Source organism: Bacteroides sp. ET71 (assembly GCF_023336905.1).
Taxonomy (GTDB): domain Bacteria; phylum Bacteroidota; class Bacteroidia; order Bacteroidales; family Bacteroidaceae; genus Bacteroides.
The window spans coordinates 188,312-214,143 of sequence record NZ_JAMBLS010000002.1 but is presented as its reverse complement, the minus strand read 5'-3'; the positions used below and the strand labels follow the sequence as shown (position 1 = coordinate 214,143).

Here is a 25,832-nt window from a genome sequence, read left to right as displayed (position 1 = left end):
AATAAATTATCATTTACCGTCCACTCTCGTCAATCATGCGGCGGATTTTGTCATTGAAGTCGTGTTGTTGCATCAGGTTTTCCAGTGTGAGGTGCATGCGCCAGCGCCAGTAGTGGTGTGGATTGGCAGGGACATTGATACGCTCGATGTCGATGTCCGGGTTGCGTAGGGCTTCGTCCATCGAAGTCCAATCTTGCCACGTCAGTATGCACAGCATGGAAGGACTGTACAGGTGTCTTCGGATGACATCTTCGCAGAGCCACCCCGGTGCATGCTGGGGCAGCTCTCCCCAATGCTTCAGTTCGTGGTAGAAGAAGCGTGCCGACACGTTGCGGTCTTCTTCCCACCAGCCCCGGAAGGTGCTCATGTCGTGCGTCCCGATGGTGCAGACGGAGCGGAATGGATAAGATTCGACGTGCCCGAATTCATCTTCCGGGCGTTTGGGCATCCGTTGGATTTCGAGCGACAGGATTTGCAGTTGCTCCATGACCCAAGGCACGCATTCGGGCACCATGCCCAAGTCCTCGCCGCACACCAGCATAGAGGTCGATTGGGTCAGGATGGGCAGTTTCTTCATGGCCTCCTGGTACCAGAACTGGTTATGGCGGCGGTAATAATAGTCGTTGTACAGGCGGTTGAAGGCATCCTTCTCCTGCGGATTGAGCTGGCGGTAGATATAGTCGTTTTGCACGGCGATGCGCGGATGGTACATCTCCGGATTGTCCCGGTCGGGGATAAACAGCACATCGCTGACCAAGGCATAAAGGCCCTCTCGCAAGTTGACGCTGTCCGTATCGTCCTTTCCGGCAAAGTAGCTTTCTATCTTTCTTTGCGTGTCAAATTCCGGACGCATGGCATAGATGTCGTCGTGCAGGTGTTGTACGAAAGTATCCCGGACCTCTTGGGCACGAGGGCCGAACATCTGGTTGAGCATGAAATCGTTGATGAACGGGCGTGTCATGAAGTCCTTCTGGAAATATAGCCCATAGCTTTGGATTTCGTTCACGCTCATCGGCAAGGCAGGGACAAACTGCCCCAACAGCCCGTGTACGGAGTGGGTAGGTATCTCCCAGATTCGGAAAAATCCCAGGATGTGGTCGATGCGGTAGGCCGTGAAGTAGTTGGCCATCTTGCGGAAGCGGCGTTGCCACCACAGGTAGCCGTCTTTCTCCATCACCTTCCAGTTATAGGTGGGCAATCCCCAGTTCTGTCCTTTGGTCGAGAATGCATCGGGAGGAGCACCGGCTTGTCCGTTCATGTTGAAGTAATAAGGCTCTACCCATGCTTCTACACTGGTGCGGCTGATGCCGATGGGGATGTCTCCTTTTACAATAACGCCCCGTTGGCGACCATAGTCGCAAGCTGCCAATAATTGTATGTGCAGCAGATATTGCACGAAGCAATGGAAAGAGGTTTCCGTGTAGGCTTCGCTTTCAGGCGAGCAGAACTCTTCCGAAATCTCAGAGCGATAGGTGCTGTACTCTTGCCACTGGTTGAAGTCTGCCGTATGGAACCGGTCGCGTAAGTAGCAGAAAGTAGCATATGGGCGCAGCCATTCGGCATTGTCATGGTAAAAATCCTGGTAACCTTCAGAAGCAAGAATGGTTTCTTTCTCTTGCAGGAATATGGCTTTCAGATAATCCCTTTTCCAACGGTTCACAGCTTCGTAATCCACTTGCGGCAGCCCGTTCAGTTCTTTCCTTTTTTGTTCGAAGGTGATGGCCGCTTCGCTGTCATGCAGAGAGGGAAGTTGCCGTAAATCGACATACATGGGGTGGAAAGCATAAATGGAGATGCTGCTGTATGGATAAGAGTCGGTCCAAGTCTCTGTCATTGTTGTGTCATTGATGGGGAGAATCTGCACGGCCCGCTGGTGTGTATCTGCTGCCCAACCTATGAATGTTTTCAGGTCTCCGAAGTCTCCTACGCCAAAACTCCCTTCTGAGCGAAGAGAAAATACAGGTATGGCACAACCTGCTATCTTATAGTTTTCTCCGGCGAAGAAAGCCTCTTCTTCTGGAGCTGCATAAACCTCGCCCGGTTGCAGTGCCGGCACTGTGGATGTGCGGTTATCATGGGTTTCCCATTCGATTACACTGTCATTGTCCGGGCATAAGCTTACATATTTATATTCAAAAGTGGGAGGCAGGGAAGCTGCGTCCAAAGCCACCTGCCATACATTAGGACGCACTTCGCTAAGACGGACGGGAGCGGATGCCGCCCAATTGCTTAATGCCTTGCAGTTGCCTACCAGGCCTAATGTCCGTTTGTGGGTGTTACCCGAAGGGCAGAGTACACGGAAGATGACCTGCGTGTTGCTTTCAACGGGGAGAGGCATTTGGGGGCGGCTGTCATTCTCTGTGGTGCTGAATGCTGAGCTGAACCGATAGGAGGCAAGAGGCAGGTCGCGCCATGTGTCTTGCAATAGATAATGTACATCTTTGTTCCCAGAGGGGCAAAACAGATGGGGAATAGCACCAAACTCTTGGCGGATGCAACGGTTGTCGCGGTAGACTGCATACCGGTAAGAAACCGGGGCTTCGGTTGAAGCGGGCTGATAGTTGCTTTGGCCTTGCCATAGGATGCCGTTCACAGTGGACAGTTCTACTTCAAAACCGTCGTCAATAAGAACACGGAGGCTTTCACCCCATGTGGTGTGATACTGAATTCGAAAGGTAATAGTCATATTATGTTTCGGTATTAGTAATTTGAATGTACAAATATAGTGAGAGAACCTGAAAGCATCTTCTCAAAGAATGAAAATATAAATCAATGTAGGCTAAAATCGACTTTCTAGATACTTCTGGCGTAGGTTGGGGTATATGAAAATATAAATGTATTGGAGAAGGCTTTCCGGGCTCTTGCCCGTCAGGAAGTCTTTTGCGGATGAGATGGGAGATTTCCATTCTTGTTCCTTGAATCAGTAGGAGAATACAGCTTTTCTTATTGATAATCATAATTATAGTAATGGGGTTGTCTCTATTTTATTTCTATTCGATTGATTTGTCGGGAAAACGGTGTATCTTTGACAAAAATCTTACTATTTACATCTAAAAAGTTACTCCATGAAGTTGAAACACTTATTGATTTTGCCGGTATTGACCGCAGTGGGCTGCCAACAGGTGCAGCGGAATTCTTATGATGCGTATGATGAGTATCCTGTGCCGGAAGGTGATTGGGAAGAGATGGTTTATGCTCCTGAAGCTACTAAATTTGCACTGTGGGCTCCTACCGCTGACGAGGTGAGCCTGAAGCTGTATGCCGAGGGACAAGGGGGCGAGCCTGTCCGGACTTTGTCCATGAAAGAGGATGATGGGGGACTGTGGCGGGCAACCGTAGAAGGAGACCTGAACGGGCAGTTTTATACGTTCGATGTGAAGGTGGACGGTGCATGGCTGGGAGATACTCCGGGCGTATGGGCAAAGGCGGTTGGCGTGAATGGCGACCGGGCTGCCGTGATTGATTTGGATGATACGGACCCGCAAGGGTGGGACAAGGATGTACGGCCGGAATTGAAAAGCTTTGCCGACATTATTATATATGAGATGCATCATCGTGATTTCTCGATTGATTCGTTATCGGGGATTGTGCATGGTGGTAAATTCTTGGCTCTGACAGAGGCCGGAACGAGGTCTGCCCGGGGACAAAAGACGGGGATTGACCATTTGAAGGAGTTGGGCGTGACGCATGTACATATCTTGCCTTCGTTCGATTATTCGTCGGTGGATGAGACGAGGCTGGATGTGCCTCAATATAACTGGGGGTATGATCCGAAGAATTATAATGTGCCCGAAGGGTCGTATGCTACGGACCCTTATGACCCGGAAGTCCGTATCCGTGAGTTTAAGCAGATGGTGATGGCTTTGCATCAGGCTGGTATCCGCGTGGTGATGGATGTGGTGTATAATCATACGGCTGTGACCGAGGGCAGCAACTTTGAGCGCACGGTGCCGGGCTATTTCTATCGGCAGAATCCGGAGGGGGGCTGGGCCAATGCTTCGGGGTGTGGCAATGAGACGGCTTCGGAGCGCGAGATGATGCGCCGCTATATGGTGGAGAGTGTGAAGTATTGGGTGGAAGAATATCATGTGGATGGTTTCCGCTTTGACTTGATGGGGATACATGACTTGACAACGATGCGTGCCATCCGGAAGGCGTTGGACGAGATTGACCCTTCTATCTATGTGTATGGCGAAGGATGGGCTGCCGGCTCTCCGCAATGGCCTGCCGATTCGTTGGCGATGAAGAACAACATCGACCGTCTGGCGGGTGTGGCGGCTTTCAGCGATGAGTTCCGCGACAGCTTGCGCGGGCCTTTCGGCAATGATGGCCTGGGTGCTTTCCTGGCCGGGCTGGAGGGGCATGAGGCTGGCATCCGCTTCGGTCTGGCCGGGGGTGTGGAGCATCCTCAGGTCAATGCCGGGGCGGCGCACAAGGTGCCTAAGTTCTGGGCGTTGCAGCCTACGCAGTTTATCAGCTACGTCAGTTGCCACGACGATATGTGCCTGGCCGACCGTTTGAAGGCTACGATGCCCGATGCTTCTCCGGCTGTGAGGACGGCATTGCATAAGTTGGCGGAGACGGCTGTGCTGACGTCGCAGGGTGTGCCTTTCATCTTTGCGGGCGACGAGGTGATGCGCGACAAGAGCGGGGTGCATAATTCTTATAACAGCCCGGACAGCATTAATGCCATCCGGTGGGAACTGAAGGCGAAGAACCGCGAGGTGTTCGACTATGTTTGTGGCCTGATTGACATGCGCCGCCATCATCCTGCCTTCCGCTTGGGTGATGCCGATAGGGTGCGGGAATGTCTGGAGTTCCTTCCGGTCAAGGAGGCCAATGTCGTTGCTTTCCGTCTGAAGGGCGCTCCGGCCGGCGACACGTGGCAGGACATCACGGTCATATTGAACGCCCGCTCCCGTTCTACGGCCATCGACTTGCCTGAAGGTACGTGGCAAGTGGTGGCGCGCGACGGCCGGATTGATGCCCGCCGTGGGTTGGGCACGATGCCGGGCGGGCAGGTCAGTGTAGGGCCGCGTTCGGCACTCATCCTGCACCGTTGACAGATGGCCCCCAGACCCTTCCTGGAGAGGTTTGGAGGGGTGCGGAGAAAGGTAATATACCTTTGCCCGAAAGGTAATATACCTTTGGCAGAAGGGTAATATACCTTTCCCCCAAAGGTAATATACCTTTCCGGACCTCTTGTGGGAAGGCATCGCCGGAAGCTCTCAGAGCGGGGGGAGATGACTATAATACTCATCCCGGATGACTATAATACTCATCTCTCCCTTATGACAGGAGCTTCTCCCCATATCTTGCCAAATGTGGTTAAAATCTGCGCTTTTCCACGGATAATCCTTATATTTGCCGCCATAGTCCCTAAAGAAGAAGAAAAGTGACAAGACGCGTCTTCTACATATGCTTGTGCCTGTGGCTGTGCATCCCTCTTGGTCTTTCGGCCAAGAAGCGCGCCTCGCTGCCGCCGCCCGACCCGCAGGAAACAGTGGCCGACTCGCTGATGTCACGCGTGATACTCTGTGCCCCTACCTATGCCAAGGCCGTGGCGGCATACAAATCGAACATCTACATCAAGGGCTACCTCCACGTGCCCAAGCGCAATTTCCTGCTGCGCTTCTGGCCCTCCATCTTCCGCCTCAGCAAAGGGGTGCGCGAGTACATGATGGAAGCCTACGGCGATTTGCGCTACACGGCCCCGGGACAGTACGACCATAAAGTGACGGCAGTCAGCGGAACTACGTCCGATTTCTGGTGGATGGACCACCGCCTGCCGGAATATTTCCATATCAACATCTATGCCCCCACGTTGCTCCGCGACAAGCTCCTCTCGCCCCTGTCGCCCGATGCCGCCAAGTATTACCGCTACCGCCTCGACTCGGTATGGGGCCCCACACACGAACGGACGTATAAGATACGCTTTATGCCCCGCAACAAAAGCTTCCAGTTGGTAGACGGCTACCTGATTGTCACCGACAACGTCTGGAGCATCCGCCAGATGTCCTTCTCAGGACGTAGCGAGTGGTTTGCCTTCCAAGCACAGTTGCAGATGGGCGACGTGGGCGTTCCGGATGAATTTCTCCCCCTCAGTTGCATCGTCGATGGCCGCTTCGCCTTGTTGGGCAACCGCATCGAAGGCCGTTATACCGCTACGCTGGATTACCACGAGATTACCCCCCGCGGCACACAGCCGGCGCCTGCCCAGCCACGCCGCAGCCCTTATGATTTGAGCGAATACTACACGCTGCGTTGCGACACGAACGCCTATGTACGCGATACCGCCACCTTCAACGCCTTGCGTCCCATACCCCTTTCGACCCACGAACAGCAACTGTATGCCGACTATTTCGCTTCGCGCGACACCCTGGGCCGCCGCCATCGCTGGCGCAACAACAAACACCTGGCCTTCTGGGGCCAACTGGGCGATGTCTTGTTGCGTGACTATACGCTGAACATCGCCCACATAGGCAGCGTCAACTGCTCGCCCCTCATCAACCCCCTGCTGTTCAGTTATAGCGGTTCCAACGGCCTGTCCTACCGGCAACAGTTCAAATACAACCGCCTTTTCACCGGCGACAGGCTCTTGCGTGTCGTTCCCCAGATAGGCTACAACTTCACGCGCAAGGAGTTCTACTGGTCAGTGGCGACCGACTTCGACTACCTGCCCCAGCACCGCGCAGCCTTGCATCTGGAGATAGGCAACGGCAACCGCATATACAGCAGCGATGTCCTGGAAGACTTGAAAGCCATCCCGGACAGCGTTTTCGACTTTAACCAGATACACTTGGATTACTTCAAAGACCTCTACCTGCGGGTGAGGCATACGTGGGAAATCATAAACGGCCTGACGCTCGACGTAGGGCTCTCCATACACCGCCGTACCGAAGCAGAGCCTTCGCGCTTTGAGTTCATCTATCCCCAGACACCGCCGGTGCGTTCGCTGACAGACCCTTCGCAGGAGGGGCAGCCGGTCACCCCCATCCTTCCGGCCTATGACCCCTCCATACTCAACCGTTTCCGCCACGCTTATAATAGCTTCGCCCCCCGCGTGGTTCTTACCTGGACTCCCGGACAATACTATTATATGGATGGGCTGCGCAAAGTGAATCTGTTTTCCCGTTATCCCACCGTCTCGGTCGATTGGGAGCGGGGCATTGCGGGTATCCTGCCGAACTCCGGGGCTTATGAACGTGTTGAACTGGATTATCAGCATAGCATCCGTTTAGGTTTGATGCGTGATTTGTATTACCGTTTAGGGTGGGGGATGTTTACCAATCAGAAAGAACTCTATTTCGTTGACTTTGCCAATTTCTCCCGGCACAACCTGCCTGTGGGTTGGAACGATGAAATAGGTGGCGTCTTTCAGTTGCTGGACGGCCCTTGGTACAACTCCTCGCGCAGCTATTTCCGGGCTCATCTGACTTACGAGGCACCTTTCCTGCTGATGCGGCATTTGATGAAATACACGCAGTATGTCTTGAACGAGCGCCTTTACTTCAATGCTCTTGCCGTCCCTCATCTGAAACCTTACATCGAAGTGGGTTATGGAATCGGCACGCATGTTTTCGACTTCGGTCTGTTTGCCAGCTTTGCCAACTGGGAATACCAGCAGGTAGGTTGCAAGTTTACCTTCGAGCTGTTTAACCGTTAGCAGAGACCGGCTATTTTTTCCCGGAAACATACGCATATATAGATACGAAATGCCTACCTTTGCCGCAAATAATAAGAGAATACTATGGGAATGGTAATTGGTATAGACGTAGGAGGAAGCACGACCAAGATTGTTGGCATTGATAAGGGGCATATCCATTCGCCCATGTTCATTACGGCCGCCGACCCGGTAACTTCCTTGTTTGGTGCTTTCGGAAAGTATATATATGATAATGGCATCCAGTTGGCCGACGTCGAGCAGGTGATGTTGACAGGAGTTGGGAGCGCCTTTGTCGACAGTCCGCTGTATGGTTTGCCCACTCGTAAGACTGATGAGTTCCTGGCCAACGGCTTGGCTGCACGTCACGCGCTGGACAATGACCAACTGATAGTGGTTAGCATGGGGACAGGGACTTCGCTCGTCCGCATAGACGGTGACCATATCAAGCACATTGGCGGGGTAAGCATCGGGGGCGGTACGCTGCAAGGGTTGTCGCGCTTGCTGTTGAAGACGGATAATATCCGTCAAGTGGCCGAATTGGCTGGCAAAGGCGACAGTACCCGGGTCAATCTGTTGATAGGAGATATCTGTAACAAAGCATTGCCCGATTTGCCAGTAGATGCTACAGCTTCTCTTTTAGGCAAAGTGGATAGCAATGCTTCTGAAACGGACATTGCTTGCGGCATCATTTGGATGGTGCTTCAGACCATCGGGCAGGCAGCCGTTCTGGCTTCCATCAACAGCAACATAAAGGATTTTGTGCTTATCGGCAACCTGACGCAGTTGCCGCAATGCCGCGAGGTATTCTCCAAGATTGAGCGCTTCTATGGCGTCCACTTTCATGTTCCTCCCTATGCCGAGTATCGGACAGCCATTGGGGCAGCGTTGGCATATATCAGCGAATCTTAAGGGAAAGCCTATAATCCGATAGAAGATAGCCCGCAGTGCACAAGAGACATCGCTCTTGCGCACTGCGGGCTATCTTGTAATTCCGTTGTTCAGAAAGGGAGGCGTTGGCACTTCATTTCTACGCCGGCTTCTCGAATATCTGCCCCCATTGGCGGGTTGCGCTTCATCAGTTTCAATTCGATTTCAGCGACGAGGGGGAAATCTTGGAAAAGCCGCTCGCAGATGCGTCCGGCTACATGTTCCAACAATCGGGAAGGGTGCTTCATTTCATCTTCTACGGCCTGAAACACCTCGGCGTAACTGACTGTGTCTTCCAACCGGTCGTTTTCTGCCGCAGCCGTCAAGTCTACTTTCAGCCGGAGGTCTATGGTGAACTCGTTGCCTACAATGGTTTCCTGCGTTCCTACGCCATGGTAGGCGTAGAAGCGCAGACCTTTTAATAGTATATAGCTATGTGTTATCCGCATCGCGAAGCTCCGCAGGTTTTGCAGATGAGGCAGCCTTCTTGGTACACCAAAGTCTCATTGCCGCAATTCGGGCATTTTCTTCCTTTGACTTCTGTGCCGTCGGATACGTATTTCTTGAGAGCACGTTCGACACCGTTCTTCCAGGTGTTGATACTTTCGTTGTCCAATTGAAGCGAGCTGACCAGTTTTATCACTTGTTCAATAGGCATGCGATAGCGCAATACTCCGGAGATAAGTTTGGCGTAATTCCAATATTCTTTGTTGAACTTTTCTGATAAGCCTTCGATGGTTACTTTATAACCACGCTTGTTCTCAAACTGGAAATCATAGTGCTTGCGGCCGTTGTCATCGTAGTTTTTGATGATGTGGCCAGAAACAACGCTCTTCGGAAGGACAATGCCTTCGTCATCGTCCAGCACACCGGTAAATATTTCGTAAGGATGTCCGTTCATCAGTCCGACAAATGCCACCCATTTTTCTTTATTGTTCTGGAAACGTACGACATCGGCCTCCAATACTTTAGGTCTCGTCTCTACAATCGTAGGCGGTTTGCACGGAGGCAATTCATCTTTCTTGTCTTTCTTGGTCGAAATGAGCACACCCGAGCGAGAGCCTTCGCGGTATACCGTACAACCTTTGCAGCCCGATTTCCAAGCCTCTATGTAAAGGCGGTTCACCAAATCTTCGCTTACATCTTGAGGCAGATTGATGGTCACGCTGATGGAGTGGTCCACCCATTTCTGGATACGTCCTTGCATTTTGACTTTCATCAGCCAATCCACGTCATTGGATGTCGCTTTGTAATAGGGTGAGCGCTCGACCAGCGAATCGATTTCTTCTTGTGTGTATTTCTTGGCAGGATCATACCCTTGTGCTTCCATCCATGTAACAAACTTAGGATGAAAGACAATATACTCTTCGAAGGCATCGCCTGTCTCGTCTATGAAATCAATATGTACGTTTGTATCGTTGGGATTTACCTTGCGGCGACGTTTATATACGGGGAGGAATACAGGCTCGATGCCAGACGTGGTTTGCGTCATCAGGCTTGTGGTTCCGGTCGGAGCGATGGTCAGGCAAGCAATGTTGCGCCGTCCGTAAGCTTTCATTTCTTTGTATAATTCCGGATCGACTTCGCGCAAACGGTTGATGAAAGGATTGTTCTTTTCACGCTCTGTGTCATAAATCTCGAAAGCACCGCGTTCTTTAGCCATCTGTACCGATGCGCGGTAAGCTTGGAGGGCGATGGTGCGATGAACCTTCTCAGAGAAATCTGTGGCCTCCTCTGTGCCGTAGCGCAATCCTAAGGCTGCCAACATGTCACCTTCGGCTGTAATACCTACACCGGTGCGTCTTCCTTGTCCGCTCTTTTTGTAGATTTTCTCCCATAGGGTCTTCTCCGTGTGTTTGACGTCTTCACTTTCCGGGTCGGAGTTGATCTTTTCCAGAATCTTTTCAATCTTCTCCAATTCAAGGTCGATGATGTCATCCATGATGCGCTGAGCCAATGTCACGTGTTTCTTAAACAAATCGAAGTCAAAATAGGCATCAGGCTTGAATGGATTGACCACGTAAGAATAGAGATTAATGGCCAGTAAACGGCATGAATCGTAAGGGCACAAAGGAATTTCCCCACAGGGATTCGTAGACACGGTACGATAGCCCAAGTCTGCATAACAATCCGGTACAGATTCCTTTAAAATAGTGTCCCAAAACAGTACGCCCGGTTCGGCAGATTTCCAAGCATTGTGGATGATTTTCTTCCAAAGTTCTACGGCGTTGATTTCTTTTTTTACAATTGGATTTTCTGCATCAATTGGATATTGTTGAACGTATGGCTTGTCCTCAGTGACAGCTTCCATGAATGCATTATCCAATTTTACAGAAACATTGGCACCAGTAACTTTACCTTCGGTCATCTTGGCATCAATAAAGGCTTCGGCATCGGGATGCTTGATGGACACGCTTAGCATCAGAGCTCCACGGCGTCCGTCTTGGGCAACTTCTCGGGTAGAATTGGAATAACGTTCCATGAAAGGAACAAGGCCGGTAGATGTCAGGGCGGAGTTCTTGACCGGGGAACCTTTAGGACGGATGTGTGAGAGGTCATGGCCTACACCGCCACGACGTTTCATCAGTTGTACCTGCTCTTCGTCTATTTTGAAGATAGCGCCATAAGAGTCGGCTTTCCCGTCGATACCAATCACGAAGCAGTTGGACAAAGACGCAACCTGATAATTGTTTCCAATTCCCGTCATCGGGCTGCCTTGCGGAATGATGTATTTGAAGTGGTCCAGCAGGTTGAATAATTCTTCTGCTGTCAAGGCATTAGGGTATTTGGCCTCGATGCGAGCCACTTCATTGGCTATTCTCCAATGCATGTCTTCCGGTGACTTTTCGTAAATATTACCGAAAGAATCTTTCACCGCATATTTGTTTACCCAAACCCTTGCGGCTAGTTCATCTCCTTGGAAGTAATGTAAAGATTCTTCAAAGGCTTCTTCATAAGAGTAAATTTTCTTTTCCACGATGTTTTGCTCCTTAGATGTTTGCTGTTTTTGATTAATTCTGTAAGAAGTGTCGTTTAATGCAGATAAATGTTTTTGCAAAGCTATGAATGTTTTTCTTTTTATCCAAGAAAAGCAACTCCTTTTTATTATCCATTTTATAAGTTTTCTGTTTTTGATTTGCACACACTTGATTATTATGCTGTTGGCTGTTTGTGCATATGGGGAAAGTTTTCCGAAATAGGAAACTTCTTACTCTTATTTAAATAAATTATTTATGTAAATGGAAAAATACTTTGCTTTTTTCTCTGCATTAATCAAGTATATATCTGTTTCTTTTTTTATTTTTGCAGAAAATAGAAAAGAGATGGAAAGTTTGAAACAAAGAAGGACGATTAGAAAATATCAGCAAAAGGATATTTCGGATGATTTGTTAAATGATTTGCTAAGTGATGCGTTTCGCGCTTCTACGGTGGGAAATATGCAAGCATACAGTGTCATTGTGACGCGCGATGCAAGCCGTAAGGCCCAATTGGCTCCGGCTCATTTTTCTCAACCTATGGTGCAGTCGGCGCCTGTGCTGCTGACGTTCTGCATTGATCTGCACCGATTCAGTCGCTGGTGTGAGTGTCGGAAAGCTGAGCCAGGTTATAATAATTTCGAGTGGTTCGTGACGGGAGCAATAGATGCGCTCTTGGTGGCGCAGACATTCTGTGTGGCAGCCGAGGAACAAGGATTGGGTATTTGCTATTTAGGTACTACTACATATAACCCCCAGCAAATTATAGATATTTTGGAATTGCCTGAATTGGTTTTCCCAATAGCAACGGTTACAGTAGGCTGGCCGGCTGAATGTCCAGCACAAGTGGACCGTTTGCCTTTAGAGGCTATTATTCATGAAGAAACTTATCATGATTATACTTCGGAGGACATTGACCGTTTGTATGCTTACAAAGAGTCACTTCCAGAAAATAAACAATTCGTATGGGAGAATGCTAAAGAAACCCTTGCACAAGTCTTTACGGAGGTGCGTTATACAAAACGAGATGCGGAAGCCATGTCGGAAGCGTTGTGGAAGGCAATGAAGGGACAGGGATTCTAAAGAAATACAAAAAAAGAATATCGGGCACGTTGGCGGTTTAACGTCGTCTTCGTGCCCGATTGTTTATGGTCTGACCTTGTCGGTAAATGATTAAATTGGAGGATTATTATACAGATCCTTGCTTAAATTTTCTTGAGTTCCCGCTGAATTTCGTCTATTTCAGCCAAGAAAGCCTTGTCTACTTCACGTAGTTCCTTGACATTTTTGCAGGCATATAAGACCGTTGCATGGTCTTTGTTACCGATCAGGTGACCTATTTTCGAGGCCGACAGGTCTGTGTAGTTTTTTGCCAAGTACATGGCGATTTGACGGGCCTGCACAACTTCGCGTTTTCTGGATTTGGTGTGGATGGCTGATGTGTCCAGACCGTAATGCTTGCATACGGTCTGAATGATGTCATCGATGGTGACTGCTTTGTTTTCGTTGTGTGTGACCTTTTTTACGATGCGTTGTGCCAGCTCCAAGTCTATATCCTTATTATAAACGGTTGAGTGGGCCATGATGGAGATGATGATACCTTCTAGGTCTCGTACGCTATCGCTTACATTTTCAGCAATGTAATCAATAACTTCTGGAGGGAATTGCAGACCATCTCTCCGTATTTTGTTGCGTAGAATATTCCGCCGCAATTCGACGGTTGGCTTTTCCAGTTCTGCCACCATACCCCATTTGAAGCGTGTGATCAGTCTTTCTTCCATACCTTGCAGCAATACAGGTGAGCGGTCAGAAGTTAAGATGAGTTGTTTGCCGTTCTGGTGCAAGTGATTGAAGATGTGGAAGAAGGTATTCTGCGTCTTGGTAACGCCAGCAAATTCTTGTATATCGTCAATGATTAGTACATCAATGGTTTGGTAGAAGTTGATGAAATCGTTGACAGTATTGTTGCGCACAGAGTCCGTGTATTGTACCTGAAACAAGTGCGCAGAGACGTATAATACTCTTTTTTCAGGATACAATTCTTTAATCTTTGTTCCGATGGCGTTAATTAGATGGGTTTTTCCAACACCTGATGCACCATAGAAGAACAAGGGATTGAATATCGTTTTGGCTGGATTGAGCGCTACGGCTTCCGCTACACTTCGTGAGAGTTTGTTGCTTTCGCCTTCGATGAAAGTATCAAAATTGTAGTCCCCTTTCAAGTGAGAGTCCAGTTCAGTTATCAGTGGCTGGGGGGGGACATTCTTGGTTTCTTGTTTAGTTGGAGTTGCTGTGCCGGTATGGGGGGGCAGGGATACACCCGTCGGCGGATTGTTTACCACCATGACGTTGTACATCAGTTTGCTTCCTTCGCCAAATACTTTATATATGGTTTGCCGCAACAAGTCTATAAACTGCTCTTCCAAAAACTCATAGAAGAATTGGCTCGGTACTTGCAGTACCAAGGTCTTGTCTTCATATTTCAGTGGTTTGATTGGAAGAAACCAAGTCTTATATGTCTGCTCCGGCACGTTGTCTCGAATAATCGTAAGACAACGATTCCAAAGCCCCACATGATCTATATCATTCATAGCGGCAACAAAACATTTATTGATTAAGCATAACTTCTACGTTTGCAAAAGTCGCAATCTTATTTGAGAAAAACAAATGGCTTTTTTCTTGTATTTTTTGGGAAAAGAATAAGCTGTTTAAATTCAATTACTTATCTTTTAAGGTAGCAATAGCCCCTCAAAAGGGGCTATTGCTATTTTGTAATGTCTTGTATATATATGAATTAGGAATTTTCAAGGAGACCTTTTGTGAGTTTTTGAATGTGGTATCTTGATATCCTTTCTTTCTGTATATGGTATCGTTGTGATTCTTTGAATCCAAATGAAGAGTTCGGTTGTTATTTAGACGAAATCTATATAGTGCTCGTGGCTCACTTGTCTTTTCTTCCAAATAAAGAGAAGTGGACGTAACGTTTGGGGTGCAGTCTCAGGTCTTCCAGAAGACTCGCGGCATTGGCTGTGGTCGTACTTAAGTTGTTGTACAAGGTTGGGTCGTTGAGTAAAAGACCTACGGTATTGTCTTTGCGGCCCAATTTGTCTGTAATCATTTTTACGTTGGCCAGTGTCGAGTCTACTTTTTGCATGGCGGCTGCGTAGTCAATTTCTTTCAGGTTGCCGGAGATGGTGGCAAAGTTGTCACTGATGGTGTTCAGCTTTCCGGTCAGTTCAGGAATGTCGGTAGACATCAGTGTTTGCAGTTGTTGGCTGCTTACGGCTAAGCTGGCTGTCAGGTTTTCTACGTTATGCAGTGTAGCCGGGATGGCCGGGTCTGCTAACAGGGTATTTAATGAAGCCATGATAGAGTCCAGTTTGGGGAGCATTTTCTCCAGTTGTGGAACCAGATTGCCTACTTGTCCCATCATTCCGTTGTTCAGATTGCCGGGAATCGTATCGCCTGCCTGGTATTTTTCGCGTGGATTGTTGGCCAGCAGGAGGTTCATGCGTACGCCTCCCAGCATTTCGGCTGCCAGTTCAGCAGAGCTACCTTTGGGTATGCGTAGGTCGGGAGCTACGTCAATTTCTGCGATTACATTGCCCGGGTGTTCGTAGTCATAATACAACTCTCGTACAATGCCTACCCTGAAGCCGTCGGCAAAGACTGGGCTGGACTTTGTCAGGCCATTTACGTTTTGGAATTTGACGTAGAAATAGCTGGTGGGTTTGAACAGGTGGATGCCTTGCAGGTAGTTGATGCCGTATATCAATACACAGAGGGCGATGATGCCTGCAATTCCTATTTTAACTTCTTTGGTGAAAAACTTTTTCATGACGTATCTTTTTTGTATGATTCTTATTAGAGTTTATTTATGTTCGTTGTATTCTTGTATGGCTTGGTGGATGTCCATTTTCTCTCCTTTTTTGAACGCGATGATAAAAGCGTCTTTAAATTTGGAAGCGATGGATTGCTTGAGGCGCAGTATCTGTTCGTAATCGTTGGAGGAACCGTAGGTGTATTTATATAGGCCTTTTTCTTTATAATGTTTTACATCTTTCAGTCCTTTCAGCCTTTTGTCATTGCTGCGGAGAAGCTCGGAAGAAGTCAGAATCTGTATTTTGAACACAGGCAGACTGACGGATGCCGTGGCTCGGGCTGCTTTGGGTGGTTCACTGTTTGTGGCTGTTGTTGCGGGGGCCGACGTCGACGTTCGTGCTTGCTGTTCTTGCTTGTAGGCCAGGAAGGCACGGAAGATGCCTTTAGACAGTGTGTTGATGCCTTCTTTCGAGTTTAGGTAGCGTTCTTCTTCGGGGGTGGAGATGAAGCCCAGTTCTATGAGGATGCTGGGCATGGCACTGGCTTTCAGGACCAGGAAGCCTGCCTGATGCACGCCTCTGTCTATTCTTCTGCAAGTGTGGTGCAGTTGTTGTTGCACCAGTGAGGCCAGATGCACGCTTTGTGACATGTATTTGTCTTGCATGAACTCGAAGATGATGTATGATTCTGATGAGTTGGGGTCGAAGCCTGCATAGCGGGTCTTGTAGTCGTCTTCATACAAGATGACTGCATTTTCGCGTTTGGCTACTTCCAGGTTGGCTTGCGACTTGGCTAATCCCAAAGTCCATGTCGAAGCACCTTTGGCCGTGTGGTTTTTAGCCAGCGAGTTGGTGTGGATGGAGATGAACAGGTCGGCTTTGGCGTCGTTGGCTATCTGGGCACGGCGGTTCAGAGGGATAAAGACATCGCGTTTGCGCGTGTAGATGACTTTCACGTCGGGGCACTCTGTTTCTATCAGTTCGCCCAGTTGCCGGGCTACTTTCAGGTTGATGTCTTTTTCTTTCGAAATCCGGCCTACGGCTCCCGGGTCATGCCCTCCGTGGCCGGCGTCGATGACGAGTATAAAGTCTTTGGCTTCGCTGTTCCCGTAACAAGGGGGCGAAGCAAGCAAACAGAGCAGGCCGATGCAGGCGCTCATATATAATATGTATAACCCATTCCGTTGCATATCAGAAAGCCGTTGCAAATTTAATGCAATTTTGTAGAAAACTCGTGTGCATGATTTAAGTTTTATGCTTTTTGTACGTATTTGCAGCAGTTTTTAGGCGTCGAAGGCCATATTTCCGGAAGAAGAACGTATTTTTGCGCGCTGAAAACTGTTGGGGCTGATGGTGGCTTTCCTTTTTGTTCGGAATGACTGCGGCTTTGGTTCGGCATGGCCGTGGCTTTTGTTCGGAATGGCTGCCTTCCTTTTGCGTCCCTGTTTTGGGTTTAAATAAAAGAGAAATATGTTTGTTCGTTTTCTGAAAAATTGGACGCTGCCTGTGGCCATGGTGACGGGTACGTTGGTGTATTTCTTGTTTGCCAGAACTCCGTTTCTGGCTCCGGCGAAGCCTTTGGTCAATAGCGTGGTGTCGGTGCTGACTCCGTTACTGATTTTTGCCCAGCTTTTGCTGACTTTCTGTAAAGTAGAAGTGCGCGACTTGAAGCCGAAGCGTTGGCACGGCTGGCTTATCTTGTTTCAGTTGCTGGCCTGCCTTCTGATGGCCTTGCTGTTGGTCTATTGCCCCATGAACCAGGTTTACCACGAGGTTTTCGAGGCTGCCATGGTATGTTTGATTTGTCCTACGGCCACCGCGGCGGCTGTCATTACGGGCAAGTTGGGCGGAAGTGCTTCCAGTCTGACCACTTATACGTTGCTATCCAACCTTCTGGCAGCCGTGACGGTTCCTCTGGTGTTTCCCTGGGTGGAGCCTCATGCCGATGTCTCGTTTCTGACCGCTTTTCTCAAGATTCTGAGTAAAGTGTTCCCCTTGTTGCTGTGTCCCTTTTTGCTGGCCTGGTTCTTGCGTGTTTTCGTGCCTCGTCTTCATGCTTGGCTGCTTGGTTTTCACGATGCGGCCTTCTATTTATGGGGAGTAGCATTGGCCATCGTGTCGGGACAGACAGTCCGTTCGTTAGTCAACAGTACGGCGCCGGTTTCGGTCGAATGGCTCATCGCTTTGGCTGGATTGGTCACTTGTTGCTTGCAGTTCTATCTGGGCAAGCGCATCGGCGGACATTATAAGGAACGCATCAGCGGTGGGCAGGCTTTGGGGCAGAAAAACACTGTGCTGGCCATCTGGATGGCTTACACCTATTTGAATCCCCTGGCTTCTGTCGGGCCAGGTTCGTATGTCCTGTGGCAAAACATCATTAATTCATGGCAATTGTGGAAGAAGCGCAAGCGCGAAGAAGCCCGTCCGCTTGAGTAAAATTGAAACAGGCAAGTCTTGTTACGCCGCTTCCGTGCGTTAATGTGCAGGCAATAGGCAAGATTGTTGGAGAATAATTTGTACTTTTGCACCCCGTAAAGTAAAGAAGCTGATGAATCATCCTATCGACATTATAAATAAGTATTATCCGGGAGAGAGCGAGCTAAAGCACATCTTGTTGATGCATAGCCGTTCGGTTGCCGATAAGGCGTTGCAGCTTGCAGACCGCCATCCTGAATTAGCTTTGGACAAAGACTTCCTTTATGAAGGAGCCATGCTGCATGATATCGGTATCTTTCTGACAGATGCCGCCTCCATCTTTTGCTTTGGTGACAAACCATACATTTGCCACGGCTATCTGGGAGCTGATTTAATGCGTGCCGAAGGCTTGCCGCGTCATGCCTTGGTGTGCGAACGTCATACAGGGGCAGGGCTTTCGTTGGCTCAGATTATCGCACAGAATCTGCCCGTCCCGCATCGCGACATGCTGCCCGTCTCGTTGGAAGAACAGTTAATTTGCTTCTCAGACAAATTCTTTTCCAAAACTCATCTGGAAGATGAAAGAAGTGTCGAAAAAGCCCGGAAAAGTCTGGAGAAATACGGCGAAGACGGTGTGAGACGTTTCGACAATTGGTGCAAGATGTTTTTATAGGATTTAAATTTCTGTAAAAACCAGGAGAATCCATATTATTTTCTGTACTTTTGCCCCGCCGAGTGCAACTAACTTACTAAGTGACTTCATTGAAAGCGAATATATTCATATCGATCATCATTTTGTTTCTGTTGCTTCTGATTTCTTCCGAAGCAGACTCTCAGCGTCGAGGCAGAGAACGCAGAATACGGGAAGACCGTGTGCAGCCTTCTTTGCAGGTGGGCGATTCGCTGTCTGCCGACTCGTTGATGCTCGATTCCTTGCAGGCAGATTCCGTGCCCAAGAAGAAAGAAGGGCTGGATGCGCCTGTCACCTACGAGGCCAGCGACTCCATCGTCTTTACCCAAGACGGCTATGCCCATTTGTATGGCGAGGGAAAGGTGAACTATCCTCATCAGAACATTGAACTGACCGCAGAAGTCATCACTATGAACATGGACAGTAGCACGGTCTATGCGCATGGCGTGGAAGATTCGCTGGGTGTGATGCAGGGATTGCCCGTGTTCAAAGATGGGGAGACGCCCTACGAGACCAACACCATCCGCTATAATTTCAAGAGTAAGAAAGGCCTTATCAGTAACGTGGTGAGCCAGCAAGGAGAGGGTTACGTCACCGGCAACAACGCCAAGAAAGGCGCGGGCGACGAACTCTACATGAAGAAAGGCCGCTACACCACTTGCGACAACCACGAGCACCCGCACTTCTACATGCAGATGACCTACGCCAAGGTTCGCCCCAAGAAGAACGTGGTGACCGGTCCTGCCTATCTGGTTGTGGAAGACGTGCCGTTGCCTCTGGCCGTGCCCTTCTTCTTCTTCCCCTTCTCCAGCAGCTATCAGTCGGGCTTCCTGATGCCGACCTACATGGATGACTCGAGCCGCGGCTTCGGATTGACGGACGGCGGATATTACTTCGCCATCAGCGACCAGATGGACCTGAAGTTGCGCGGGGATATCTTTACCAAGGGCTCGTGGGCCATTAATGCGGAAAGCAACTACGTGAAACGTTATAAGTTCTCGGGCATGTTCCAGCTCAACTATCAGGTGACAAAGACGGGCGACAAGGGATTGAGCGACTATTCCGTGGCCAAGGACTTTAAGATTGTCTGGTCGCACAGGCAGGATGCCAAGGCCAATCCTAATTCCACGTTCTCGGCCAGCGTGAACTTCTCGACCAGCAGCTACGAACGCACCAACATTAATAACCTTTATAACTCTCAACTGATGTCGCAGAACACGAAGACGTCCAGCGTGAGCTATTCGCGCAACTTCTTCGACAATCTGCTCAGCATATCGGCCACGGCCAACATTGCGCAGACCATGCGCGACTCGTCTATCTCGGTGACTTTGCCAGACTTGAACATTTCGCTCAGTACGGTATATCCTTTCCGCCGCAAGCATCGGGTGGGGGACGAGAAGTGGTACGAGAAAATCAACCTGCGCTATACGGGCCGTCTGACCAACAGCATCCAGACGAAGGACAACCTGCTGTTCAAGTCGAGCCTGATACGTGACTGGGAGAACGCCATGCAGCACAACATTCCCATCAGCGCCACGTTTACGGTGTTCAATTACTTCAACATCACGCCGTCTTTCAACTACACGGAGCGGTGGTACACGCGCAAGATTTCGCGGGATTGGGACCAGCAAGAGCAGGAGGTGGTGAACACGGACACGGTGTTCGGCTTCCACCGTGTGTATGATTACAGTGCCAGCGTGGGCATCAACACGAAGATTTATGGCATGTACAAGCCGTTATTCTTCCCCAAGAAAGAGATTCAGATTCGCCATGTCATCACGCCGTCCATCAGCATCAGCGGTTCGCCGGACTTCGGTTCGTCGCGCTATGGTTACTATGACTCGTATGTCCGCACGGACCGTAACGGGTTGCCGATGGATACCGTGCGTTATTCGTATTACGCCGACCAGCCGTTCAGCCCGCCGGGTACGGGTAAGTCGGGGATTATCTCGTTCGACCTTTCGAACAACATCGAGATGAAGTACCGGGACAAGAATGACTCGATACGCAAAATCAGCCTGATTGACGAATTGGGGGTGGGCATATCTTATAATTTTGCCGCCAAGGAGAAGCCGTGGAGCGACCTGGACTTCAACCTGCGCCTGAAGCTGACGAAGAACTATACGCTGAGCATGTCGTCGCGTTTCGCCACCTATGCTTATGAGTTCGACGAGAACGGCAATGTGTACGTGGGCAACCGCACGGAGTGGTCGTACGGGCGCTTCGGCCGTTGGTCGGGCTACGGGACATCGTTCAGTTGGACGCTGAACAACGACAGTTGGAAGAAGCTGGTCAAGCTGTTCACCGGCAAGGGGGATGACGAGGAGGATAAACCGAAGTCGGATGACCCCGACGCGGAGGGGGATGGCACGGAAAGCTCGTCGGGCAGGCCGAACGAGAAGAAGACGCGGCAGGCCGAGGTGGATGACGACGGCTATCAGGTGTTTAAGATGCCGTGGTCCATCAACTTCAGCACGGGCTTCAACATCTCCGAGGACCGCACGAAGCCTATCAACCGCGAGCGGATGCGTTATCCGTATAAGTTCAGCCTGAATGCGTTGAACATCAACGGGAATATCAAGATTTCGAACAAGTGGTCTATCAACTTCAACTCGGGCTATGACTTCGAGTCGAAGGAAATCACGCAGACCACGTTCAACATTACGCGCGACCTGCACTGCTTCAGCATGTCGGCCAGCGTCGCGCCCTTTGGCCGCTGGAAGTACTACAACTTCACCATCCGCGCCAATGCCAGCATCCTTCAGGACTTGAAGTACGAGCAGCGCAGCCAGACGCAGAGCAACATCCAGTGGTATTGATTCAATTTTCCAAATGACTTTTCGCTAACGCCGGTGTGACATAAGTTTGTCTGCCCCGGTGGAAATGTTGTGTCGCCCGCGTCGAAACATCCTTTCGCGCCGCTCAGTTCTTTATATCACCTTATGCTATATTCATATCACCTTATGATATATTCATCGCACCTTATGCTATATTCGTCGCACCTTATGCTATGAATTTCTTCAGCCCTCGGCGCATAAAATTTCCCCCGTCCGGATGAGAAATTCTCACGCGGGCGGGGGAGAATTGTGCTTGGCAGGGTGTGCCGATGGCCGGCGTCGGGGCGTCAGCCGTGCCGGGTTACCACTGGATGGGTGTTTCGCCGTGCGCCGTCAGATACTCGTTGGTACGGCTGAAGTGTCGGTTGCCGAAGAATCCGTTGTAGGCCGACAGGGGCGAGGGGTGGGCAGATGCCAGCACCAGGTGGCGGTTGCGGTCGATGAAGGCGCCCTTGCGCTGGGCGTACGTTCCCCAGAGGATGAACACCAGGTGTTCCCGCTCCTCGGCCAGCAGGCGTATGGCAGCATCGGTGAAGGTCTCCCACCCGTGTCCCTGGTGCGACCCGGCCTGGTGGGCGCGTACGGTCAGCGTGGCGTTCAGCAGCAGCACGCCCTGCCGGGCCCAGCGGGTCAGGTTGCCGCTGGCGGGCATCTCGGTGCCCATGTCGGCCTTTATCTCCTTGAATATATTTTGCAGCGAGGGCGGGAAGGCCACCCCGTCGTTCACCGAAAAGCATAGCCCGTGCGCCTGCCCCGGCCCGTGGTATGGGTCCTGGCCGATGATGACCACCTTCACCCGGTCGAACGGGCACAGGTTGAAGGCGTTGAAAATCAGCTTTCCCGGCGGATATACGGTGCCCGTCCGGTATTCTTCCCGCACGAAGTCGGTCAGTGTCTTGAAATACGCCTTGTCAAACTCCGGCTGCAATCGCCGTTTCCAACTGTCTTCTATCTGTACGTCCATGGCGCTGTGGGTTAAATCAGATGAATGTGATGCTCCTTGCAAGTGCGGCGCATCTCCTCGGGCCAGATGCTTGCCTGTATCTCTCCGATATGCGCTTTCCGCAAGTAGAACATGCACAGGCGCGACTGTCCGATGCCTCCTCCGATGGACAGGGGCAGCGTGTCGTCCATCAGCCGCTTGTGGAAATACAGCTCCAGCCGCCTTTCCTCGCCCTCCAGGCGGAGCTGGCGCACCAGCGCCTCCTTGTCCACGCGGATACCCATGGAAGACAGTTCGATGCTGCGCTGCAATACCTCGTCCCACAATACCAAGTCGCCATTCAGTCCCGGCAGCCCGTTCAGCCCCGGCGTGGTATAATCATCATAGTCCGGCGCGCGCCCGTCGTGCTTCTTCCCGTCGCCCAGCCGGCAGCCGATGCCGATGATGAACACCGCCCCATACTTCTGCGTGATGGCATGTTCCCGGCACTTGGGCTCCAGGTGCGGATACAACTGACGCAACTCTTCCGCGTGGATGAAGTGCAACTTCTGCGGCAGGCAAGGCTTGATTTGCGGATACATCTCGTAGACCATATACTCCGTGCGCACCATGGCGGCATAAATCCTCGTCACAATCTCCTTCAGGAACTCCACATTCCTGTCCTCTTGCTTGATAACCCGTTCCCAGTCCCACTGGTCTACATACAGCGAGTGCAGGTTACCCAGCTCCTCGTCAGCCCGTATGGCATTCATGTCCGTATAAATGCCGTATCCCGGTTCTATGCCATATTCGGCCAGCGTCAGCCGCTTCCATTTGGCCAGCGAATGTACTACTTCGGCCTGCGCGTCTCCCAGGTCTTTGATGGGGAAGGTCACAGGGCGCTCCACCCCGTTCAGGTCATCGTTGATTCCCATCCCTTTCAACACAAACAAAGGAGCCGTGACACGCCGCAAGCGTAGTTCGGAAGAAAGATTCAGTTGGAAAAACTCTTTTATCTGTTTGATTCCCAACTCAGTTTGTTTCAAATCCAGCAAAGGTTCATATCCCTCGGGAGTTATCAGATAGCTCATAAAATATACACATTTTGTTAATTTGTCCGGCAAATATAGGAATAATATTAATATCTGCTATGCTTTTGCTGGAATAAATAGCAAAATGTTTGTGTTTTTCTTTGCCTCTGCTCTTTTAAGACTAATTAGACATCCGGTTCAATAAAAAACGGAGAAATATTAGGATTATGCCATCCTTTTTTATACTTTTGCACCCGCAATCAGGCTCCGTAGCTTAGTGAATAGAGCGTCAGATTCCGGTTCTGAAGGTCCTGGGTTTGAGTCCCAGCGGGGTCACATAAAAGTCCTTGATAGTCAATAACGATTATCAAGGACTTATTGTATATGAGCGGTAGATTATTATAAAATGAGGGTGTGCCGGAATGATAGGTAATCCCTATTTTGACACATCCTCCTCTTTAAGATGATAAGAGCCTGTCGTTTAAATTTTCATTTGCCCTGCCATTCTGAACGAAGTGAAGAATCTTCCTGTGTGATAAAGGTATTCAGGAGATGTTTCGACTCCGCTTTGCTCTGCTCAATATGACAGAGGGAATGATATTTAAACAGGGGACTAAATACAGTTGCTTTTATTTCAACCGACCATATTCTTCATCTGTTACCGGCTCTAACCATTCATTGGACGTATTTTCGCCGGGTATTCCAAATGCCAAGTGCGCAAACCAACTGTCTGCGGCTGCTCCGTGCCAATGTTTTACGTTGGCAGGGATATGGATGACATCTCCTGGAAGCATCTCTACGGCAGGTTTCCCTTCTTCCTGATACCAACCGCGTCCGGCCACGCAAACCAGCATTTGTCCGCCGCCTTTGGTGGCATGATGGATGTGCCAGTTGTTGCGGCAGCCGGGTTCAAAGGTCACGTTGCTGAAGGCGACCTGTTCGGTAGAGATTGGAGCCAGATAACTGTTGCCAATGAAATATTGAGCATAAGCTGTGTTGGGCTCGCCGATGGGGAAAATCATTTCGCGTTGGAAAGCTGCTTTGCCATTGTCGGCTGTGGCATCTTCTGCCCAGACGTCTTTGGCCAGGCGGAATGCGCCCCAGGCATTGGGCCATCCGGCATAGAAGGCGATATGGGTCAACATCTCGGAGATTTCGGTGCGAGTCACGCCGTTTTGTTTGGCAAATTGCAGATGGTGTGTCAGCGAGGAATCGATGATGCCTTTGCCAATCAGGGTGGCAATGGTTATCATACTGCGGTCGTGGGGGCTGAGTCCCGGGCGATTCCATACCTGTCCAAACAAGACATCGTCATTCAATTCTGCAAATTTAGGAGCAAACTCGCCCAACTGTACGTGGCCGGCTGTTTGCGTAATTTTTTCTTGTGACATAATAAATAAGCTATTAACAGTTAATAGAATCAGTGATAAAATACAAATCTTCTTCATAAGGCAGAATACTTTTAGGGGTTACAACTCATTACGCAGCAAAGTTACCCGTTATTTAGCAGACAGAAGCTATCAAAATCTTGGATGCTTGTATCAATTTTACCGATTTTTTGAGGGACTTGTTTGGCTGGGATTATATCAAGTTCTGTATTGCGTATGCAGCCGTTGAAAGATGCTGCCGGCTGCATACCGTCTGCCAAGTTGCGTCTGGTTCAGGGCGCCGACATCTCAAACTCTGCCACCAGCATTTCCTTTTGCCCTTTGATACTGATTTCTTTGAAGAAACGATAATGCCCCGGTCGGTTCCGGTTCACTTCCGGATAGAGGTTGGCGCTGAAAATAGTTTGGCCATCCGGCAACATTTCTATGAGCTCTAGCGTAAAGAGCCTGTCTGTGGGCAGGTAATACCATTGTCCATTCTGTTCATACGCCAAATCGTAGGCAGAGCCATAACCGATGGTGTCATTGCTTCCGTTGTGCAAAACAAAGCTGACTTCGTGTGCGGTGGCAGGGATGACGGCCTGTTCCGCCTCCAGACTCACGCCGAATACTTCGCTTACTCCCTTCAGGGCGCATACCTCCCGACCGTCAGGCCCGTCGAACTCCAGTGCCGGTGAATCCATGATTTCTTTGCGGAAGCGTTCGCGCCACTCTGCTGTGTTGCGCAACAGGTCTACTCTTATCTTGTGGCCTCCGCGGCCGTTGCCAAAGGCATTGGTGCGTAAGGCCGTGTCCGTGGTCGTATCCAGCCGTCTGCGCATCTCTGTCAACAAGCTGTCCAGTTCTTTTTGCGAATAGACTCCGTTGCCCACCTGTTCCAACCGGAAGTTGTTGCTTCCGGCAGCTTGAGCCAATTCCTTCCTTGCCTGCAAGGTGTCGCCTCGTATTTGCAACACCGGCGTACCGCGGTTGTCGAAATACCGGCCCTCTACGTAGGACGGATAATCATTGCCATAAGCCTTGTCCAGATTGCCAAGCACTTCCCATCCGGCCAGTTCCTTATGTTCCTGATTCGTTTTCCGGAGATTGCAACCATTTAATGCCAATAGGCAACCGGCCAGTGCCGTCCAAAACATGCCCTTTTTCATACGCATGGATT

At 50.1% G+C, this 25,832-nt stretch carries 17 protein-coding genes and 1 tRNA gene; 8 read left to right on the top strand and 10 right to left on the bottom strand.

The window, feature by feature from the left end; translation table 11 throughout:
• Nucleotides 1-13: 13 nt before the first annotated feature.
• Nucleotides 14-2,686, bottom strand: a complete 2,673-nt coding sequence (locus tag M3090_RS02275; RefSeq protein WP_249053780.1) for a 4-alpha-glucanotransferase — start codon at nucleotides 2,684-2,686, stop codon at nucleotides 14-16.
• Nucleotides 2,687-3,065: 379 nt separating this feature from the next.
• Between M3090_RS02275 and pulA the strand changes: the two genes are divergently transcribed.
• The 3 genes from pulA (at nucleotide 3,066) to coaW (ending at nucleotide 8,575) form a co-directional block, all read left to right on the top strand.
• Nucleotides 3,066-5,063: a type I pullulanase gene (gene pulA / locus M3090_RS02270; protein ID WP_249053779.1), complete on the top strand. Its 1,998-nt coding sequence runs from the start codon at nucleotides 3,066-3,068 to the stop codon at nucleotides 5,061-5,063.
• Nucleotides 5,064-5,395: 332 nt separating this feature from the next.
• A complete protein-coding gene (locus M3090_RS02265) occupies nucleotides 5,396-7,666 on the top strand; it encodes a DUF5686 family protein (protein WP_410553162.1) in 2,271 nt (756 codons plus the stop codon).
• Between the two features lie 84 nt (nucleotides 7,667-7,750).
• The gene (coaW, locus tag M3090_RS02260; RefSeq protein WP_249053778.1) at nucleotides 7,751-8,575 is read left to right on the top strand and encodes a type II pantothenate kinase; all 825 of its coding nucleotides are present in this window, start codon (nucleotides 7,751-7,753) and stop codon (nucleotides 8,573-8,575) included.
• 89 nt (nucleotides 8,576-8,664) lie between these two features.
• On the opposite strand, the gene folB is transcribed toward coaW, so the two are convergent.
• A complete protein-coding gene (gene folB, locus M3090_RS02255) occupies nucleotides 8,665-9,042 on the bottom strand; it encodes a dihydroneopterin aldolase (protein WP_249053777.1) in 378 nt (125 codons plus the stop codon).
• A complete protein-coding gene (locus M3090_RS02250; RefSeq protein ID WP_249053776.1) occupies nucleotides 9,033-11,570 on the bottom strand; it encodes an adenosylcobalamin-dependent ribonucleoside-diphosphate reductase in 2,538 nt (845 codons plus the stop codon). Before M3090_RS02250 ends, folB begins: the two co-directional genes overlap by 10 nt.
• Before the next feature lie 346 nt (nucleotides 11,571-11,916).
• Here M3090_RS02250 and M3090_RS02245 point away from each other — a divergent pair, with 346 nt between their 5' ends.
• On the top strand, nucleotides 11,917-12,651 hold the full coding sequence (locus tag M3090_RS02245; protein ID WP_249053820.1) for an NADPH-dependent oxidoreductase: 735 nt from the start codon (nucleotides 11,917-11,919) through the stop codon (nucleotides 12,649-12,651).
• Between the two features lie 122 nt (nucleotides 12,652-12,773).
• On the opposite strand, the gene dnaA is transcribed toward M3090_RS02245, so the two are convergent.
• The 3 genes from dnaA to M3090_RS02230 all read right to left on the bottom strand — a co-directional run bounded on the left by dnaA (nucleotide 12,774) and on the right by M3090_RS02230 (nucleotide 16,579).
• The gene (gene dnaA / locus M3090_RS02240) at nucleotides 12,774-14,159 is read right to left on the bottom strand and encodes a chromosomal replication initiator protein DnaA (protein WP_249053775.1); all 1,386 of its coding nucleotides are present in this window, start codon (nucleotides 14,157-14,159) and stop codon (nucleotides 12,774-12,776) included.
• A 350-nt stretch (nucleotides 14,160-14,509) separates the two neighbouring features.
• Nucleotides 14,510-15,406, bottom strand: a complete 897-nt coding sequence (locus M3090_RS02235; protein ID WP_249053774.1) for an MlaD family protein — start codon at nucleotides 15,404-15,406, stop codon at nucleotides 14,510-14,512.
• Nucleotides 15,407-15,439: 33 nt separating this feature from the next.
• Complete coding sequence (locus M3090_RS02230) at nucleotides 15,440-16,579, bottom strand: N-acetylmuramoyl-L-alanine amidase (protein WP_249053773.1); 1,140 nt, start codon at nucleotides 16,577-16,579, stop codon at nucleotides 15,440-15,442.
• Between the two features lie 280 nt (nucleotides 16,580-16,859).
• Between M3090_RS02230 and M3090_RS02225 the strand changes: the two genes are divergently transcribed.
• The 3 genes from M3090_RS02225 (at nucleotide 16,860) to M3090_RS02215 (ending at nucleotide 21,314) form a co-directional block, all read left to right on the top strand.
• Nucleotides 16,860-17,825 carry a transporter gene (locus M3090_RS02225; protein WP_249053772.1) on the top strand — a complete coding sequence of 322 codons (966 nt, stop codon included), beginning with the start codon at nucleotides 16,860-16,862 and terminating at the stop codon, nucleotides 17,823-17,825.
• Nucleotides 17,826-17,937: 112 nt separating this feature from the next.
• Nucleotides 17,938-18,477 carry an HDIG domain-containing metalloprotein gene (locus tag M3090_RS02220; RefSeq protein ID WP_249053771.1) on the top strand — a complete coding sequence of 180 codons (540 nt, stop codon included), beginning with the start codon at nucleotides 17,938-17,940 and terminating at the stop codon, nucleotides 18,475-18,477.
• A gap of 80 nt (nucleotides 18,478-18,557) precedes the next feature.
• The gene (locus M3090_RS02215; RefSeq protein WP_249053770.1) at nucleotides 18,558-21,314 is read left to right on the top strand and encodes a putative LPS assembly protein LptD; all 2,757 of its coding nucleotides are present in this window, start codon (nucleotides 18,558-18,560) and stop codon (nucleotides 21,312-21,314) included.
• A gap of 319 nt (nucleotides 21,315-21,633) precedes the next feature.
• Here the strand turns inward: M3090_RS02215 and ung are convergent, their stop codons facing one another.
• Together ung and asnA are read right to left on the bottom strand one after the other, a co-directional pair.
• Complete coding sequence (ung, locus tag M3090_RS02210) at nucleotides 21,634-22,296, bottom strand: uracil-DNA glycosylase (RefSeq protein WP_249053769.1); 663 nt, start codon at nucleotides 22,294-22,296, stop codon at nucleotides 21,634-21,636.
• A gap of 11 nt (nucleotides 22,297-22,307) precedes the next feature.
• Entirely contained in the window at nucleotides 22,308-23,345 is a 1,038-nt protein-coding gene (asnA, locus tag M3090_RS02205; protein WP_249053768.1) for an aspartate--ammonia ligase, read from the bottom strand.
• Between the two features lie 203 nt (nucleotides 23,346-23,548).
• Between asnA and M3090_RS02200 the strand changes: the two genes are divergently transcribed.
• Nucleotides 23,549-23,621: transfer RNA gene (locus M3090_RS02200), tRNA-Arg, on the top strand.
• A gap of 293 nt (nucleotides 23,622-23,914) precedes the next feature.
• Here M3090_RS02200 and M3090_RS02195 read toward each other — a convergent pair.
• Nucleotides 23,915-24,676, bottom strand: coding sequence for a carboxymuconolactone decarboxylase family protein (locus tag M3090_RS02195; RefSeq protein WP_410553161.1), 762 nt, complete (start codon nucleotides 24,674-24,676; stop codon nucleotides 23,915-23,917).
• A 269-nt stretch (nucleotides 24,677-24,945) separates the two neighbouring features.
• Nucleotides 24,946-25,827 carry an immunoglobulin-like domain-containing protein gene (locus tag M3090_RS02190; protein WP_249053766.1) on the bottom strand — a complete coding sequence of 294 codons (882 nt, stop codon included), beginning with the start codon at nucleotides 25,825-25,827 and terminating at the stop codon, nucleotides 24,946-24,948.
• Nucleotides 25,828-25,832 lie beyond the last annotated feature (5 nt).